Annotated in this window: 14 protein-coding genes; 7 read left to right on the top strand and 7 right to left on the bottom strand. The window is 40.4% G+C overall.

From position 1 onward, the window contains the following. Nucleotides 1-475: 475 nt before the first annotated feature. Nucleotides 476-4,189: a PGF-pre-PGF domain-containing protein gene (locus FXV91_RS04345; RefSeq protein ID WP_229388757.1), complete on the top strand. Its 3,714-nt coding sequence runs from the start codon at nucleotides 476-478 to the stop codon at nucleotides 4,187-4,189. A gap of 923 nt (nucleotides 4,190-5,112) precedes the next feature. Further along, nucleotides 5,113-5,850: an alanyl-tRNA editing protein AlaXM gene (alaXM, locus tag FXV91_RS04340; protein WP_229388756.1), complete on the top strand. Its 738-nt coding sequence runs from the start codon at nucleotides 5,113-5,115 to the stop codon at nucleotides 5,848-5,850. A 140-nt stretch (nucleotides 5,851-5,990) separates the two neighbouring features. Here the strand turns inward: alaXM and FXV91_RS19645 are convergent, their stop codons facing one another. After that, the gene (locus tag FXV91_RS19645; protein WP_255679916.1) at nucleotides 5,991-6,116 is read right to left on the bottom strand and encodes a hypothetical protein; all 126 of its coding nucleotides are present in this window, start codon (nucleotides 6,114-6,116) and stop codon (nucleotides 5,991-5,993) included. Between the two features lie 371 nt (nucleotides 6,117-6,487). Further along, a complete protein-coding gene (locus tag FXV91_RS04335; RefSeq protein WP_229388755.1) occupies nucleotides 6,488-6,640 on the bottom strand; it encodes a hypothetical protein in 153 nt (50 codons plus the stop codon). Between the two features lie 629 nt (nucleotides 6,641-7,269). Between FXV91_RS04335 and FXV91_RS04330 the strand changes: the two genes are divergently transcribed. Then, nucleotides 7,270-7,941 carry a diacylglycerol/polyprenol kinase family protein gene (locus tag FXV91_RS04330; protein ID WP_229388754.1) on the top strand — a complete coding sequence of 224 codons (672 nt, stop codon included), beginning with the start codon at nucleotides 7,270-7,272 and terminating at the stop codon, nucleotides 7,939-7,941. A gap of 739 nt (nucleotides 7,942-8,680) precedes the next feature. Here the strand turns inward: FXV91_RS04330 and FXV91_RS04325 are convergent. Next, nucleotides 8,681-9,721, bottom strand: coding sequence for a calcium/sodium antiporter (locus tag FXV91_RS04325; RefSeq protein ID WP_229388752.1), 1,041 nt, complete (start codon nucleotides 9,719-9,721; stop codon nucleotides 8,681-8,683). A gap of 1,095 nt (nucleotides 9,722-10,816) precedes the next feature. On the opposite strand from FXV91_RS04325, the gene FXV91_RS04320 reads away from it, so the two are divergent. From FXV91_RS04320 to FXV91_RS04310, 3 genes are all read left to right on the top strand, one after another. Beyond that, the gene (locus tag FXV91_RS04320) at nucleotides 10,817-11,005 is read left to right on the top strand and encodes a DUF2795 domain-containing protein (protein ID WP_229388750.1); all 189 of its coding nucleotides are present in this window, start codon (nucleotides 10,817-10,819) and stop codon (nucleotides 11,003-11,005) included. A 20-nt stretch (nucleotides 11,006-11,025) separates the two neighbouring features. Continuing rightward, complete coding sequence (locus FXV91_RS04315) at nucleotides 11,026-11,214, top strand: DUF2795 domain-containing protein (RefSeq protein ID WP_229388745.1); 189 nt, start codon at nucleotides 11,026-11,028, stop codon at nucleotides 11,212-11,214. 847 nt (nucleotides 11,215-12,061) lie between these two features. Then, nucleotides 12,062-12,253 (top strand): CxxC-x17-CxxC domain-containing protein, encoded by a 192-nt coding sequence (locus FXV91_RS04310; RefSeq protein ID WP_229388740.1) that lies wholly within the window; start codon nucleotides 12,062-12,064, stop codon nucleotides 12,251-12,253. 156 nt (nucleotides 12,254-12,409) lie between these two features. On the opposite strand, the gene FXV91_RS04305 is transcribed toward FXV91_RS04310, so the two are convergent. From FXV91_RS04305 to FXV91_RS04290, 4 genes are all read right to left on the bottom strand, one after another. Next, entirely contained in the window at nucleotides 12,410-12,781 is a 372-nt protein-coding gene (locus tag FXV91_RS04305; RefSeq protein WP_229388739.1) for a hypothetical protein, read from the bottom strand. Between the two features lie 31 nt (nucleotides 12,782-12,812). After that, a complete protein-coding gene (locus FXV91_RS04300) occupies nucleotides 12,813-13,373 on the bottom strand; it encodes a toll/interleukin-1 receptor domain-containing protein (RefSeq protein WP_229388737.1) in 561 nt (186 codons plus the stop codon). Beyond that, nucleotides 13,370-13,540, bottom strand: a complete 171-nt coding sequence (locus FXV91_RS04295) for a hypothetical protein (RefSeq protein ID WP_229388735.1) — start codon at nucleotides 13,538-13,540, stop codon at nucleotides 13,370-13,372. Before FXV91_RS04295 ends, FXV91_RS04300 begins: the two co-directional genes overlap by 4 nt. Before the next feature lie 115 nt (nucleotides 13,541-13,655). Then, on the bottom strand, nucleotides 13,656-13,865 hold the full coding sequence (locus FXV91_RS04290; protein WP_229388733.1) for a TOBE domain-containing protein: 210 nt from the start codon (nucleotides 13,863-13,865) through the stop codon (nucleotides 13,656-13,658). Between the two features lie 384 nt (nucleotides 13,866-14,249). Between FXV91_RS04290 and FXV91_RS04285 the strand changes: the two genes are divergently transcribed. Further along, a complete protein-coding gene (locus FXV91_RS04285) occupies nucleotides 14,250-14,843 on the top strand; it encodes a hypothetical protein (protein WP_229388731.1) in 594 nt (197 codons plus the stop codon). The last annotated feature ends 164 nt before the right edge of the window (nucleotides 14,844-15,007 follow it).

Raw genomic sequence — 15,007 nt, 5'->3', positions numbered from 1 at the left:
ATTTCTGCTTTTTTCCTATCGCGTTTCTTCCTGACTTCCCTCTTCTCTTCCTTTTTTTGTAAGAAAAACGGTCTCCTGACGGCGTGATAAAAACGGGCCAGTATAAAGAAAAAGGTTGTACCGGTTATGGATGTTTTTAGTTCAGCCTTCTTAAATGAAGCTCACTATTATAGCCCATAAAGTAGTCCTCTTGAGCGAAACGGAGTGGAGCGAAAAGGACCGCGTACTCCCGAGTCACAAATCGGGCAATGCAATTCGGGGTTGACAACCTAACAGTCTACCTTAACATTTTATCTTATCAGTTTATCTTATGAATATATAAATTATCAGCTCGTTAATTTTACTCTGAGAACTCAATTTCGTGGGGGATGAGAGCTTTTTCGGATAGTTACCTGTATTACTGTGTTACCTGTGTTTTTCATGTGGCTATTGAGTGCTTTCCGGATAATTTTTAACAAATTAATGTGCGGTCGTTATGAGTAGAGTATTATTGCGTTTATCTGTCAGTGTCTTTCTGATCTCTGTTTTTCTATCAGGAGCCCTGAGTTTCTGCGTTTCGGGCATCCACAGGGCTTCTGCAGTTGAATTCATTCTGGCTGAACACGATAGTGGAAATAGCAGTATTTCCAGGGAAGATACAGGGTGGGGGGCTGTTTCTTCCGGAGAGCCTTTAAGCCCTGCACAGCAGAAGCTCTCAGGTGATCTGCTGCAGTTGAGTGACGAGCGCTATCTTTCCGGAAAAGAGTCCTCTGAAACTCTGCGAGCCCGTATGGCAAAGCTGGGGCAGTTAAGTCAGGCAGATCCTGCTTCGAGAAGGGCGGTTCTTTCAGGCGAAAACCCGGGGAATTATCCAGGTTCAGGGAAAAATGCCAGTGAATCTTCTTTCGATTTGGCTGAAAAAGTTTATGTGTACATTTATCTGGAGCCTTTAGCACGCAGCAATATACTTGACGGGTACTGCGAGGTTGCGGAGAGAGATGAAGAAAATCATATCGCAGTGGCGTGGGTTCCGCTCGAATCCCTCGAGACGCTTGCTTCTCTTCCTGAGGTAAGAAGTATTCAAACTGTCCTTCCTCCCTTTGTCAGGCAGGGAAGTACGGTTTCGGAAGGTGACTCCATTCTTAACTCTTCCAGCCTCAGGGAACTTTACGGAGTAAACGGGACAGGGATCAAAATCGGAATTATATCTGACGGAGTAGACAACCTTGAGGACGTACAGGCCATGGGTGATATTCCTTCCAATGTGCATATCTTGAGCAATAAGGTAGGGGGAAACGAAGGTACGGCTATGCTTGAAATCGCCCATGATATCGCTCCAGGGGCAGAACTGTATTTTCACGACTGCGGAGGCAGCAGGCTCGAATTCAACAGGGCGGTCGATGCTATTGTTAATGAAGGGTGCACTGTTATCTGTGATGATATCGGCTGGCTTTCCGAGCCTTTTTTTGAAGACGGGATAGTAGCAGACCATGTAAAAGAGCTTGTAAAAAAGCATGATCTCCTTTACATAAGTTCTGCGGGAAATTCCGGAGACAGCCATTACCAGGGGTTTTTCCATGACAACGGGAGTGGCTGGCATGATTTCAGCAGCGGGCAGGGAGAGGTAGAGAATCTAGAACTCGAGGTCCAGCCCTCGGGAGAGGCATGGGTTTTTCTCCAATGGGACGATAGATGGGAACATTCGGGAAATAATTATGACCTTTACCTTAAAGACAGGAAAACTTCAGAGGTCATTGCGTCCAGTGCGGTCTACCAGGACGGAGACAACCTGCCCCTTGAATATATTATGTATACCAATAATGGAAAAAGCGCCATTAACGCTTCTATTGAGATCAAAAAGACTTCCGGGGAAGCAAAAGAACTCGAGCTCTATATCTATTACTGGCCGGGAGTAACAATTAATCCTGAAAATATCGTTGCCGAAGACTCGATTTTCGGGCACCCTGCCCTGCCTGAAGTAATAACTGTGGGAGCAGTCGGGACAGGAGAATCCGGAGGTTACGAGATCGAGTATTTCTCTTCCATTGGTCCGGCTACGATCTCCTATCCTTCTCAGGAAGTTCGTCCGAAAGCTGATCTTTCAGGGCTTGATGGTGTAAGTGTCACTGGTACGGGTGGAATTTCAGAGAAATTCTACGGCACAAGCGCATCTTCCCCACATGTTGCAGCTGTTGCAGGGCTTGTCTGGAGCGCTTTTCCGGAAAAATCGGCTATGGATATAAGAAGGCTGCTTTATACTTCATCAACAGATCTGGGTGAGCCCGGATATGATACTGTTTTCGGACACGGGCTTGTAAATGCCCTCAGGATGCATGAACAGGCATCAGGAGACCCTTCTGTTTTTATTGTAAGAACAGACGGGAGCGGGGATTTTGTCTCAATCTCGGAAGCAATAAATAGCAGCAGGCCCGGAGATTCTATTCTTGTATACCCCGGAACATACAGGGAAAACGTGTATGTACCCTGGGCTCTTAACATAAGTTCCGTTTCCGGAAAGCCTGAGGACACCATTCTCGAAGCTGAATATCCCGGAGAGCCTGTTATTCATGTGACTGCAAATTCTGCGAATATCAATGGGTTTGGTATAAACGGTTCTACCCGTGCTGGCATATATCTCGAAAGTGCAGGTGCCTGTATGCTTACGAATAATAAGGTGTCAGGCTGTAGTCAGGGAGTCTTGCTTGAAGAGTCATTTAATAACACTCTTACAGAAAATAACATTTCAAATAATGCTGAAGGGCTCAGGCTAACAGATTCTTTCCTGAACACAATCCTTGAGAACGAATTTGATGACAACAATGTCAATATCAATGAAAGTTTCAATCAAAGTCCCTCAGGAGATACAGGACTTTCGAACACCTGGAATACGGCTTCAAAGGTATTTTATCTTTATAATGACGGAATCTATGAAAGTCGATTTGGAAATTTTTACTCGGACTATAACGGACCGGATACAGATGGCAGTGGAATAGGAGACACTCCTTACGGCAGTGATTCTTTCCCGCTTATTACCAGATTGGCATCGTACTCCACGGGTTTTGAATTAGGAAGTGCAATTCCTGCTCAGGATCCCGCCTCCTTTGAAGGGGATACTCTGGAATTCGGGATTCGTTCTACAAGAAACTGCACCTTCAGCTGGTTACTAAACGGAGCTTTTCTACAGATAAACGAATCTGCTTCTTCTGCGGTTCTTTCCATTAATGCCGGAGAAATGATAGGTAGCATCACAGAAATCAGCACTGTCGCCCCTCTTAGAACCGAATACAATCTGACGGTTATTGCGGTAAACGGTATGATAAACAGCTCTTCAACCCTGCAACACAGCTGGAACTGGACTATCTATCCTGCAGAAGAAAAGATAGACGCGCCTGAGGACATAAATGAAGATAATATAATCAGGAGCAACACTTCAGGAGGGGAAAACGAAAAGAATTCAGGAGCCGGGAGAAGTGGAGGAAGTGGAGGAAGTGGAGGAAGCGAAGGAAGTGGTTCGATTGCCAGCTCTCCTGAGCCCTCAAGCAATATCGAAAGTAAGGAACTGACACAGAGTTTCATTACCAGTGGAAACCATATCCTGTTTGATTTTGCCAGGAATGCAACACCTGTAACGGCTGTAGAATTTGATGCGAGGAAAAACGCCGGAAAAGTTACAGTTATCGTAGAAATGCTAAAAAACCGGTCAGTTCTGGTTTCAGGCTTGCCGGAAGGCGAGGTTTACAGACACTTTAATATCTGGGCTGGCAGCAGTGGGTTTGCATTCCAGGAAAATATACAGGACCCAGCAGTCGATTTCAGGGTAGAAAAAAACTGGCTTTCCGAAAATGGAATTGACCCTACCTCAGTTTCTCTCTACAGGTATTCTGACTCAAACTGGACAGAGCTTTCTTCCAGAATTACCGGAGAAGATGAGTCATTTTTCTATTTTGAATCGAAAACTTCAGGTTTTGCATCTTTTGCAGTTACTGGCAAGAAGCAGAGCGAGTCTCCACAGTTCTCTTCTCCTACAGGTTTGCAGAACAACTCATCTGAAACAGGTCCTGACGGGGCTCCTGAAATTTGGATTGCACGCGAGAGTGCGGATAACTTCACAGAAAAGGTCAACGAAAATAAGAGGAACATTCCATCCCTCAGCTTTGGGACATGCATTTTCCTCTTGATTGCAGGCGCACTGTGGGTTAAAAAGAAGTGAAGTACATATCGGAAGAACGGTAGATAGAATAGGTTCGTCCAGTCTTATATGTTGGCGTTTTATTATGTAGATGTTTTGAGTACAAAGTAAATAAGGGCTGGTTTGAAATCCTGCATTACCCGAGTTTCGCTTTCCTAGTTTCGCTTCGGGATCATAAGAAATCGAAGATTTTCTGGGAGTTGCACTGCAAGTGTAACAGCACGAGGTTCTTTTCACTACGCTTCACTTCGCTCAAGAGGACTAAATTACAATATTTCTAACCGATTTCTAATCCATACAACACTATTCACTATACTCCATCTTTCAAGAAACTAGCAGTAAAAGATTAACGAAAAACATGAAAAGACTCGAGCGAAACAGGATTAAACTAAACCTAAAAAATACTCTTTCCCGAATCTGCTTTTTTGTTTTGCTGTTTTTTAGTTTCTTCTTTCTTCTTTATTCCTTTCCCTCCTCTTTCTTTCTGCTTCTTTTTTTTGGGAAGGGCTGTCAGACAGGCTGGCGGAGGCGTTTATATTTACCTGCGGATTAAAATCGGTTTTCGGGATTAAAAGAATTATTTCTCAAGTCATGGGGAATATCTTTAGAGAACCTGTAATTTTTCAAAAGCAGCGCCGATTAGTATATTTTTCTTTTTTCATACTGACGGGCTGGCCCATGGCCCGGACGGTGCAGATGAGAAAAACCAAAGATTCCTTCTTCGTATTCCGGAATAGATCAACCGCTAATAAATGATCCTTTTAACATGTTATTTAGAAACTCTTTTAAAGGAATATCCATTTACCTGATAATATATTTGAGAATCAGGGTACAGTGTACTTTATTTTTTCACTTTATAGTACGCTTTAAGAGCTATCAACATTTTTGAATGTCTTCCTTAAAATTGAATTTGTAAAGAGTTTCTTAAGTAAAGAGGTCTGCCAATGACAGAAGTGCTTTATTTCCTTGACTGTTACCTGAAAGAATTCGAAGCAACCGTTGAAAAAGTGACTGATGATAAATATGTCGTCCTTGACCACACAGCTTTCTATCCCGAGAGCGGAGGACAGCCCAGTGATGCCGGAAAGCTGATAAGAGAGGAAGATGGGGCTGAGTTTGAGATTATTTATGTCGGCAAGTTCAATGGAGACCTCAGCCATGAAATCGCTCTTGCAGGTGAAACTGAATCTGCAGTCCTGAAAGCTGGAGATAGGGTAAAAGGGGTCATTGACTGGGAACGCCGTTACAGGCATATGCGCATGCATACTGCAACCCATGTAATTGCAAATGTGATCGAAAAAGAAGCCGGAGCCCAGATTACTGGAAACCAGCTTGGGCATGATCAGAGTCGGGTTGATTTTAGCCTTGAAGCTTTTGACAGGGACAAATTCGCAGAATACGAGAAAATTGCAAACGAAATAATAGCCGGTAACCACCCTGTAAATCTCCACCTGGTCAGCCGCAGGGAAGCTGAAGAAAAACTCTCAAGGCTTACTACACTTGCCAAAGGTTTCTCTGAAGAAATTAATGAAGTCCGCCTTGTAGAAATAGAAGGCATCACAATTGAAGCCTGCGGGGGTACACACCTGAAAAACACAGGAGAGATAAAAGGAATAAAAATTGAGAAACTCCAGAACAAGGGAAAGAGCAACCGAAGAATGTATTTCTCGCTTCTGGACTGAAAAAGCTACCGGTAAATAGGGGTCTTTTCCGCGATATAATAATTTACTTCAAAGAAGGAATACTTACTGGTATAATTTAAGTCAGCTTTCGTTTTATTTGTTTATAACACACTCTTTTAAATTTTTTCATTTTTGCTTTTTCAGTTTATTTTTATATTCTCCTTCTTTTCAGCCAGTTTTTCAGCTTTATATTTTTCAGTCAGGATTTGATCTCCAATTTTTCTCCTGTTTTGAAGTATACGATGATTTTTAAGTATGAATACCATTATCTATTATAGTATATAATTCTCTTATTATAGATAAAAACAATAAGGAGGAATATTGCTTAAATCAAAGTATAAGGTTATACCTAACAGTATTCCTTCAGAAATTTCTTTTATAGGGGGAATAAGCTGGTATCTGATACTCTGATCACGATATGGGTTATCTCGGTAATTGTTTCGCTTGCCGTGGTCCTTTTTGATGTATTTACCCGGAACAGGAAACTTACTCCTGTAATAATGGTTTTCTGGATACTCCTTATCGTGTTGCTGTCGATTTTTGGGGTAGTTCTTTACTACTTCCTGGGAAGAAAAAGGTTAACGTAACAGCCAAGAGTCATGTCCCTTCAGAAAATTCTACTTTATTTTTTAAACAATCAGATTATTCTTTTGAATGGGCGACCAGTCTTCTCTTTTAACGGGCAATTCCGGGTTACCTTCTTCTTCTCTTGCCAGAGCCCAAAAGCATTATCTTCGGTGTCCATACGGATTGCAAGGTATCTCCAGCCGGGGATGACAGTTTTTGGCATCAATATTTTGCTTCCGAGTTCTTTTACCTTTTCGAGGCATTCATCTACCTAAGAAATTCCAATATAGCTCATTATTCTCTGGTCTATCGCTTCCCTTTTCCCGAGTCCTCCTTCGGGTCCGGGTTCCCATTCAAGCCCCTTAGTTTCAATCATGTAGTAACACTATTTCCAGAGGCTCAAACTTCCAGCCAAATACAAATAATCTTGCGTAAAAACTTCTTTGCCCTCTCAGAGTTGTCTACCGGAATATCAAAGTAAACTCTTGCTGGCATTTATCCCTCAGAGTACTCTATTTTAAATGATTTAGTTCTGAAGATTGTAGAAATTCTCAGAGGGTTATTATAAATGGGTATCTGATAAGAGGGCATTTAAGGAAATACCAGTTTTATAGCGAATATAGCCTGATCTGCAAATTTATTCTGAATACATTTATTATATTCAACGAAATAATTCTCTTCAATAAAATAATCGTCTTAATAATCGTCTTAATAATCGTCTTAATAAGCAGGATTTACGGCAGTACCGGATCGTACTAGTGGCTTTTTCACTTTATTCCACGAACTTCAACCCAGATATTAGTCGGACTTAAGCAGGTGTAACTCATAAGGTATAACTCATGAAGTGATTCTATGGCAAACCTGAACCAGGAAGGAGCCAGATGCGACTATCGCGACAAAAAGTCTTCTCTTAAAGGTGAGATTGAACGCCAGCTAATACATCTTTCTACAGGAATTTTTTTTATCCTTTTCATTTATGCAACCGGAGACCAGGCATTATGGTTCCTGCTGTTTCTGCTTGCTTTCTATCTGGCAATATCTTTTGTGATTTTAAAGGATATGCTTCCTTCTTCACTTTCCACTTTCCTTTGCAGGTGGGGACGGCCCGGGAAGCAGAACATCCCTCTTAAAGGGACCATTCTGCTTGTTTGCGGGATAGTTGTCTCTCTAGTGTTGTTCCCCAAAGAAATCGTATATGCTTCGATTGCAGTGGTCGAGTTTGGAGACTCGGTAGCAACCATTATAGGCGTTACCATGGGCAGGCATAAATTGCCTTATTCGGAACAAAAGAGCGTGGAAGGAACGCTTGCCGGCATTATAGCAGCTTTTCTTGCCTCGTTGATTTTTGTAACTCCTGCTCAGGCATTTGTCGGGTCAGCAGGCGGGATGTTACTGGAAAGTGTTGTGGATTTACAGACGATAAGAGAACTTAATTCTCAAGCAGCATTCAGGTTCTTCCTCAATGACAATTTTTTAATTCCCATATTTTCAGGTTTACTCATGTTTACTCTCGAACTTCTGTAATGTCTGAAGCCATTACCTCTATTATGCTGAAGATTTAAATTCGATGAGATTTATATTTACTATATCTATAATTTATAGATAAATAAATCATATATCTGTAAATTATCTGTAAATGGGGGTAAACAAATGACAGGGATTATAAGATTGATTATTGGGCTGATAATTCTGATAATTCTAATCCAGCTACTGCTGAGTTTGCTTTAATCGGCAGGAAAAAGAATAGCGTCCAGTTATTATCGTTAGTTATTATCATTTTATACTATAGGGGGTTGATAAACGGTAGCGTGCCGGATTGTTAGAATAGTAGCGGTCTCGCTGCACTGATAATTTGATTTTTCTGCTGCGAGTGCTTCTGAACATGAATTTGATTTAATGAAAAAAGAAACAGCTAAGGAGTAATTCAGTATCTGGAAAATGGGCTGCTGGGAAATAACCAATAAGTCTTTGAAACCGTATTAATAGCGTTGAGACTTCCGGATAAAACATATAAATCAAAAAGCAGGCCAACCAGAATAGAATACATAAATCAGGATATAAGGGCTAAACCAAAATAGCAATCATCAGAATAAAGGCATTACCTTTGTCAGGATATGCCTTTATGCCTTTATTCCTTAATTCTTTATATCTGTCTGTGATTCTACTTTTTTATTCGAATATTCCTATCCTGTTATTCCTATCCGAATATCTTACCGAATATCTTACCGAATATCTTATCATAATACTCTTATCCGAATATTTTTCAGCTCATACTGAAAAGTACTGGAAGAAAAGCTGCATAGAAAACCATCAGCGCTACTCCTTCCCACCTTTTTATCTCCCAGCCTGTGCTGATAAAGATAAGAAGGATTAAACTTATTACTATCATTACAGGAGTTGTAAAGAAGAGGCTTATTTCTGCAACGCTTATGGGGTAGAGAAGCCCGGAAAGTCCGAGAATTAAAAATATGTTTGTGATATTCGAACCTATTATATTGCCAAGGGCTATACTTCCGTAACCCTGCCTCGCTGCGGATACCGTTACCACAAGTTCCGGAAGGGAAGTTCCGACTGCGACCAGAGTGGTACCTATGAGGGTATCTGGAATCCCCAGAAGTTCTGCAAAGAAAATTGACTCATTAACAAAATATCTTGCCCCTATTACAATTGCTGCACAGCTTAACACAAGAGTTAAGATATCTTTTGCAAATCCTCCTTCTGGCCGGCCATTTCCCTCTTCTGAATCCGAGTTTCCGTTACGGTTTGAACCGTTGATCTTTTGCTTTGCACTGTTTATATATTTGAATTTGAAGAAATATATTATAAACTCTTTGAAGTGGAGTTTTCCCTCATATTTTTCTGCTTCCTCAAACAGGAAAAATACATAAGCGATATATAGCAGTACAAAAAGACCTGATTCGATTATTGATAGTTCTCCGTTGAGTGCAAAAACAAAAAATAGTACAGCTGAAAAGAGCATGATGTAGCCGTCTCTTTTAAGCATTTCAACTTCGGTTTTCATCGGAGAAAGAATTGCAGCAAGCCCGACAATTAGACCTATGTTAACAATGTTTGAGCCTACGACGTTCCCTACTACTATCCCGCTTGCGTGCTGAATAGAAGCGACTATAGAAGAAGCAAGTTCCGGGATTGATGTCCCCACTGCCACAAGAGTCAGTCCTATAACAAACTCCGAAACGCCAAGCTTTTTTGCAATTGTAGAAGCTGACTTTACAAAGTAGTCTGAACCCTTGACAAGAAAGACAAGGCCAAGTAAAAGAATGAGAAAATTTGTTGTGACCATATAATAACATCTGGTTTGTTTTTCTTCTGTTTATTCATTATTGACTTGGACTTTAATCTGAAGAACTCTTATTAAAGGTTTTCAGTTAAAAGAAAAAATTAAAATTTTTGCTTACACTGGAAGCTGAAGCTTTTTCAGTTACAGGCGTAAGCTTCCTACTGATGACCACGTGGAGATGGAATAATAATAATCTTTCATTTCGGGCAGCTGAGGCAATGAATAAAGCTTCAGACAAGTCAAACGTTAGGTATATATCTCATAACTAAAATTCGATTACATAAGGCTTTTTTTCGATTGTAACCTCTGAGACTCAGGTACGTTCAAGGAAGCTTTCTTTTATATGTAGTAGCTTTATTTTCTGATGGAGTATCTTTTCCGATTCGATAGCCATTTTGAAGAGACTTTTCTTTTATTACTCCGATTTCAATCCGGGTTTTATCCTGAACTTAAACTCAAATTGAAGCTATTCCCTACTCTTTCGAGTTTTCAGTGCAACCAGCCCACCATACTAATAAAAAATAAAGTGTTTCTAGACAAAAATAATCATCTTCTAACAAACGTTTTAGTTGAATTCTTTTTTATATTATATATTGCATAAATACTGAATGGAGGGTGGGCAACTAAGGGAAAAAGTAATGGCTATCCGAATCCTGCAAGGTGAACTTATTAAAAGGAATCCAGTCCAGGTTGGGGAGTCATAAGGCACAGTTTATCCGATAGGCACAGGTTATCCGGCTAAAAGAGATTCCTGTAAATATACCGAGGGAAAAAGCAACCAGGCATCAGATCTTTTGAGAGGTCTGCCTTTAAGGAATAAAGATGCCTTTGCTGATTGCCAAAAACTCGAACGTTTAGAACGAATACAACCTAACAAAGCACTGAATTTATAAGGAATTTGCGACAGCAAATCCAGTAAGGTCCAGAAGGCGTTCGAATGTATTAATTTTCCTGTAACAGGATTTCCAGTTAATGTGCCACGTACGACGTCAGTAGTGAAGTTGTATATGTTCTAAAAGACCTTCCTGACAAAAGCTTATCGACTGCTCATGTCAATAAGGTGTTCGAGAGGGAAATAAAATTATATGGGGGAAAATCATGCAAACAAGTCCTATTGAAGTTCAGAAAGCTCTAAAGGGTATGGATTATCCTGCAAAAAAGAAGGAACTTATTGAGCATGCTAAAAAGCACAAAGCCAGTAATGAAGTAATGGAAGTTCTTCAGGACCTTCCTGACCAGGAGTACTCCAACGCTGCGGATGTTAGCAGAGAGTTCTCAGGTAAGTAAATAAAACCGGGGGGAAACTTATGCAAACAAGTCCTATTGAAGTTCAGAAGGCTCTAAAGGGTATGGATTATCCTGCACAGAAACAAAAACTCATTGAACATGCTAAAAAGCATAAAGCCAGCAATGAAGTAATGGAAGTTCTTCAGGACCTTCCTGACCATGAATACTCCAACGCTGCTGACGTCAGCAAGGAATTCTCAGGCAAGTAACTCTAATCAGCGTAAATCCGCTCTCAAATGGGAGACTACTTATAAATAAATCAAAAGTAAATCCGGTTGAGACTCAGGGAGCTTAAACTATTCGGTTATTACAAAAAAGATAATCTGATAGGTACGCCGAATGAAAAAAGGTTCAGATTCAAGAAATCTATAGCGTTAAAAGGCTTCCTGGAAAAAGCCTGTAGCTTCCCATTTGAGGCAAGAAAAGAATCAGGAGGCTTTTAGCCTCCCCTTTTTTCAAATCGTTTCTTAATTTGTTTCTTAGTGTTAGTAGTTTTTTTAGCCCTATTAGCCTTATTATTTCAAATTTATTATTATTATTTGGATTATGATGTCATTGTACTCCTGGTGTGATGTTTCATTAACAAGATGTCATATTTACAGGTCCCACTCTATTATTTTTAACTGATGAAAGCCTGGGCTCAGGCTGAAGCAGGAATAAACCTGTTTAGCAGGAATAAAACTGTCTAGCAGGAATAAAACTGTTTAGCAGGAATAAAACGATTACATTTATGCCGGCGATTACCATGTGAAATCTAACGGGTCTGAAAAACAGTAGAAACTACTATTCCGGAAAGTTAGATTATGTCAAAATAGCTGCATTAATCGACAGAGAATATTGTAACAACATCTGGCTTAAGAGCTTAAAATAAACTGCTAGAGACTTAATACAGAGACTTAATACACTTCAAATCCGATGCAACAATAATAAATATCACCATGCTAGATATTAATCATTCAATTAGTTCATCGAGACACACCAAAGAATAACCCATTCAAGTGCGGCTCTTTTGAATTACTTGATATAAAACCAGGGGTTAACCAAAGGGGAAAACATATGGAACGAGGTTTCCAGAGTAAAGACATGGACCAGAGTAGAGAAGGTGGCTTCAGCAGAGAGCCACACCAGATGTACAAAGCAAAGTGTTCGAATTGTGATATGGAAACAGAGGTGCCCTTTAAACCGGACCCTGATAGGCCGGTCTATTGCAGGGAGTGCTACGCAAAACAGAAAAGTAGAAAATTTTAAACCGGATGGGTTATCTGATAGCTTAATTTTAACAGATATACTTCTTACAGACGACTTCTAACCTGTTTCTGAAGTCTTATCTGTAATTTTATTGTTTCCCAATTATCATACCGTAATTTTACTATTTCCTCCTACCTGTTTTTTTCTTCAGTCCTGTTACCTACCTTTCTCTGACTTGATGTCTGCTTGCTCCCTCGATTCCAGCTCCAGTTCTCTTTCTAACTTTGTAATATCGAACCATACTCTGAACAGTTCGTCTGTTACTGTATCTCTAATATCAATTTCAATGGGTTCGACCAGTGTATCTCTAACTGCTCTCCATTCTTCCCTGCGGATATCAACAATTTCCCAGGGGCCAGCAGAACTGTCTTTTACTCTGTCCCTGGAAAGCTGTAACAGGAGATGTTTCTTCTCTACTGGAGTAAGGTCTTCTATACCCCTGACTTCAGTCTCGCTTACGGTAGCCTCCCCCAATTTGGACTGAGCAACCATCGGTTCTCCGGGTTTATCTTTGATTCTTTTCTCCATTAATCCGCCTCCCTTCCTGTATTAGAAATACTCAGGGTGTGGGCCTGAAGGTTCTCGGGTCAAGGTAAATGTTTCTCTGGCAGTAACTGCACATTGTTTCAAGGTGTTTCCCTGCAAGAAGAGCCCTCTCCACATCTTCCTCAGGTGAGATGTATTGTGTCATCTCCTCACCACAATAAGGGCACTTTATTTTCAGCCAATCCAGTTTCGTAAGCTGCCTTATGTTCTGTATAAGTTTTCCCAGAGCATCCTCATAGGCTTCAGGGTAAAAATTAATCGGCTGGAGATGACGTATAAGGAGGGGTAGTTCAACTCCTGACTCTACCAGCGGAATTATTAACTGATCTATTCCTGCAGCGAGTCCTATCTCCTGATTCACTTCCGGGGATATCACTCCTTCCTGGGTGATAATCGGGATAACGCAATCTGACTGGCGGATTCCAAAACGTATTCTTTCGGCCAGAGAAAGGATTCGAGCTTTTCTATACAGGGCCGAAAAGCTCTCCAGCTCCACTGCCCACAGAGCCCTTGCCAGTTCCTGGGCAAGCAACTCGTCCTGTTCGCAATGAGATATGTAAATCTTTGTGATCATGCCTGCTGTACTTGACCTGCCTTATCTTTTTTTTCGTGACTTATGTTCAGGCTCAGGATCCGGTTCTGGTTCAGGTATCGGTTCGGGTGAAGGAACCGGCTGCGGCTCCGGATCAGGTATCGGCTCAGGCTGGAAAGATGGTTTTCTGTCTTCTTTATCCAAAACAACTCCCCCTTTATCAATAATAGTACTTTCAGAACAAATTATTTTCTGGCGGTTTTACGAAGTGCTTTCTATTAAATGTAAAATGAAATATAAAATGCAGCCCCAGAGTCATGTCGGTCAGTCAGCGGCTAACATGACACTTGTGGCTTTAATTACTGCATAGACTTCATGCCCTTCTTTCAAACCCAGTTTTTCGGCTGAGTTTTTTGTGATAATGGAAGTGATTTCGGTGCCACCCGGAAGCTCGACTATGATTTCCGAGTTAACTGATCCATGTGTTATGCTCTTGACTTTTTCCTTAAGGACATTGCGTGCGCTTATTTTCATCCTTATCTCCAGATTCAGGTTTTTATTTGTTGATTTTTATTTGTTAATCAATAAGGTTAGTCTTGTGAATTATAGAAACATAGGAATCTGGCTTTCTGAACTTGGTTACTGAACTTTAAAACTTCATTCTAGAGATTTACATATTGGATCTCTTCACCCATTCGAAGTACTCGGACCCCCGGGAAAATGTATCCAGCTTAAATGAAACACAACGTGTTGCAAATAAGTTGAAAGGGTGGGCTGAAGGTTAGTTTTTCGGGAAGATAATACCCAGGATTATGAACATTTTTCAGTACGAAATAAGTAATTATTAAACAGAGAATTTCTTAAACAGAAAATTTCTTAAACAGAGAATTTTCATTATTTTCAGAATGAGAGGTTCACATGGAGGATAACACCATTTATTCCGTTTGCGTTCAGGCGAGTGCGGATGAAACGGCAATGGAAGAATTGAAAGCTATTTATGATGAATATATCCCATATTTAAAGCCTAATATAGAAGATGCTGAGGAAATAATTAATCATATCAAAAGCAAATACCCAACCGAGGAGGATGCTTCTGCCAGGGCAAAAAAGGTTGTGGAGCTGAATGCACTGGGGTATCGGGAATATTTGCCAGATGATATATTTCAGGAAGATACTGCTCTGGATACAACAGCCCTAATCGTAAAAAACAAGGGAGCCGGAAAAATCCTTTACGATAAACAGGAGCAGGATTATCATGACCTGCTTAAAGAACAAAAAAATTTAATAAAGAATATTGAAGAATTGCCTTTTGAGAAATGTCCTATTGTTATCGGCATCGAAAAACACAGTGGATATGTCTTTGTTGAAGGCAGCCCGTCACTTGCGGATGAAATAATACTGCTTCAGGGTTTAAACGCAAAGGAACTTAAAAACATATATTTAGTCGCTCATTATATTCAAATACTGAAAAAGAACAATAAACTGGAGTCCTTCCTTAGCTACATAAAATAATCATGATCATGTGAAGCAGAGTTTTACAAAATATAATCTCTTTTTATGATGTAACCTCTTAGCTGATACCGACAGCCTTGGATTTGCTTGTGTTTCTAAAACTTCTCTATACTCTCTATAAAGTTACTCTTTATAGTTTTTTCTTTATGGAATATAAATAATCG

This window comes from Methanosarcina sp. DH2, from assembly GCF_020804225.1.
Lineage (GTDB): Archaea > Halobacteriota > Methanosarcinia > Methanosarcinales > Methanosarcinaceae > Methanosarcina.
The sequence above is the reverse complement of the archived record's forward strand: the minus strand, read 5'-3'. Positions and strand labels throughout refer to the sequence as shown.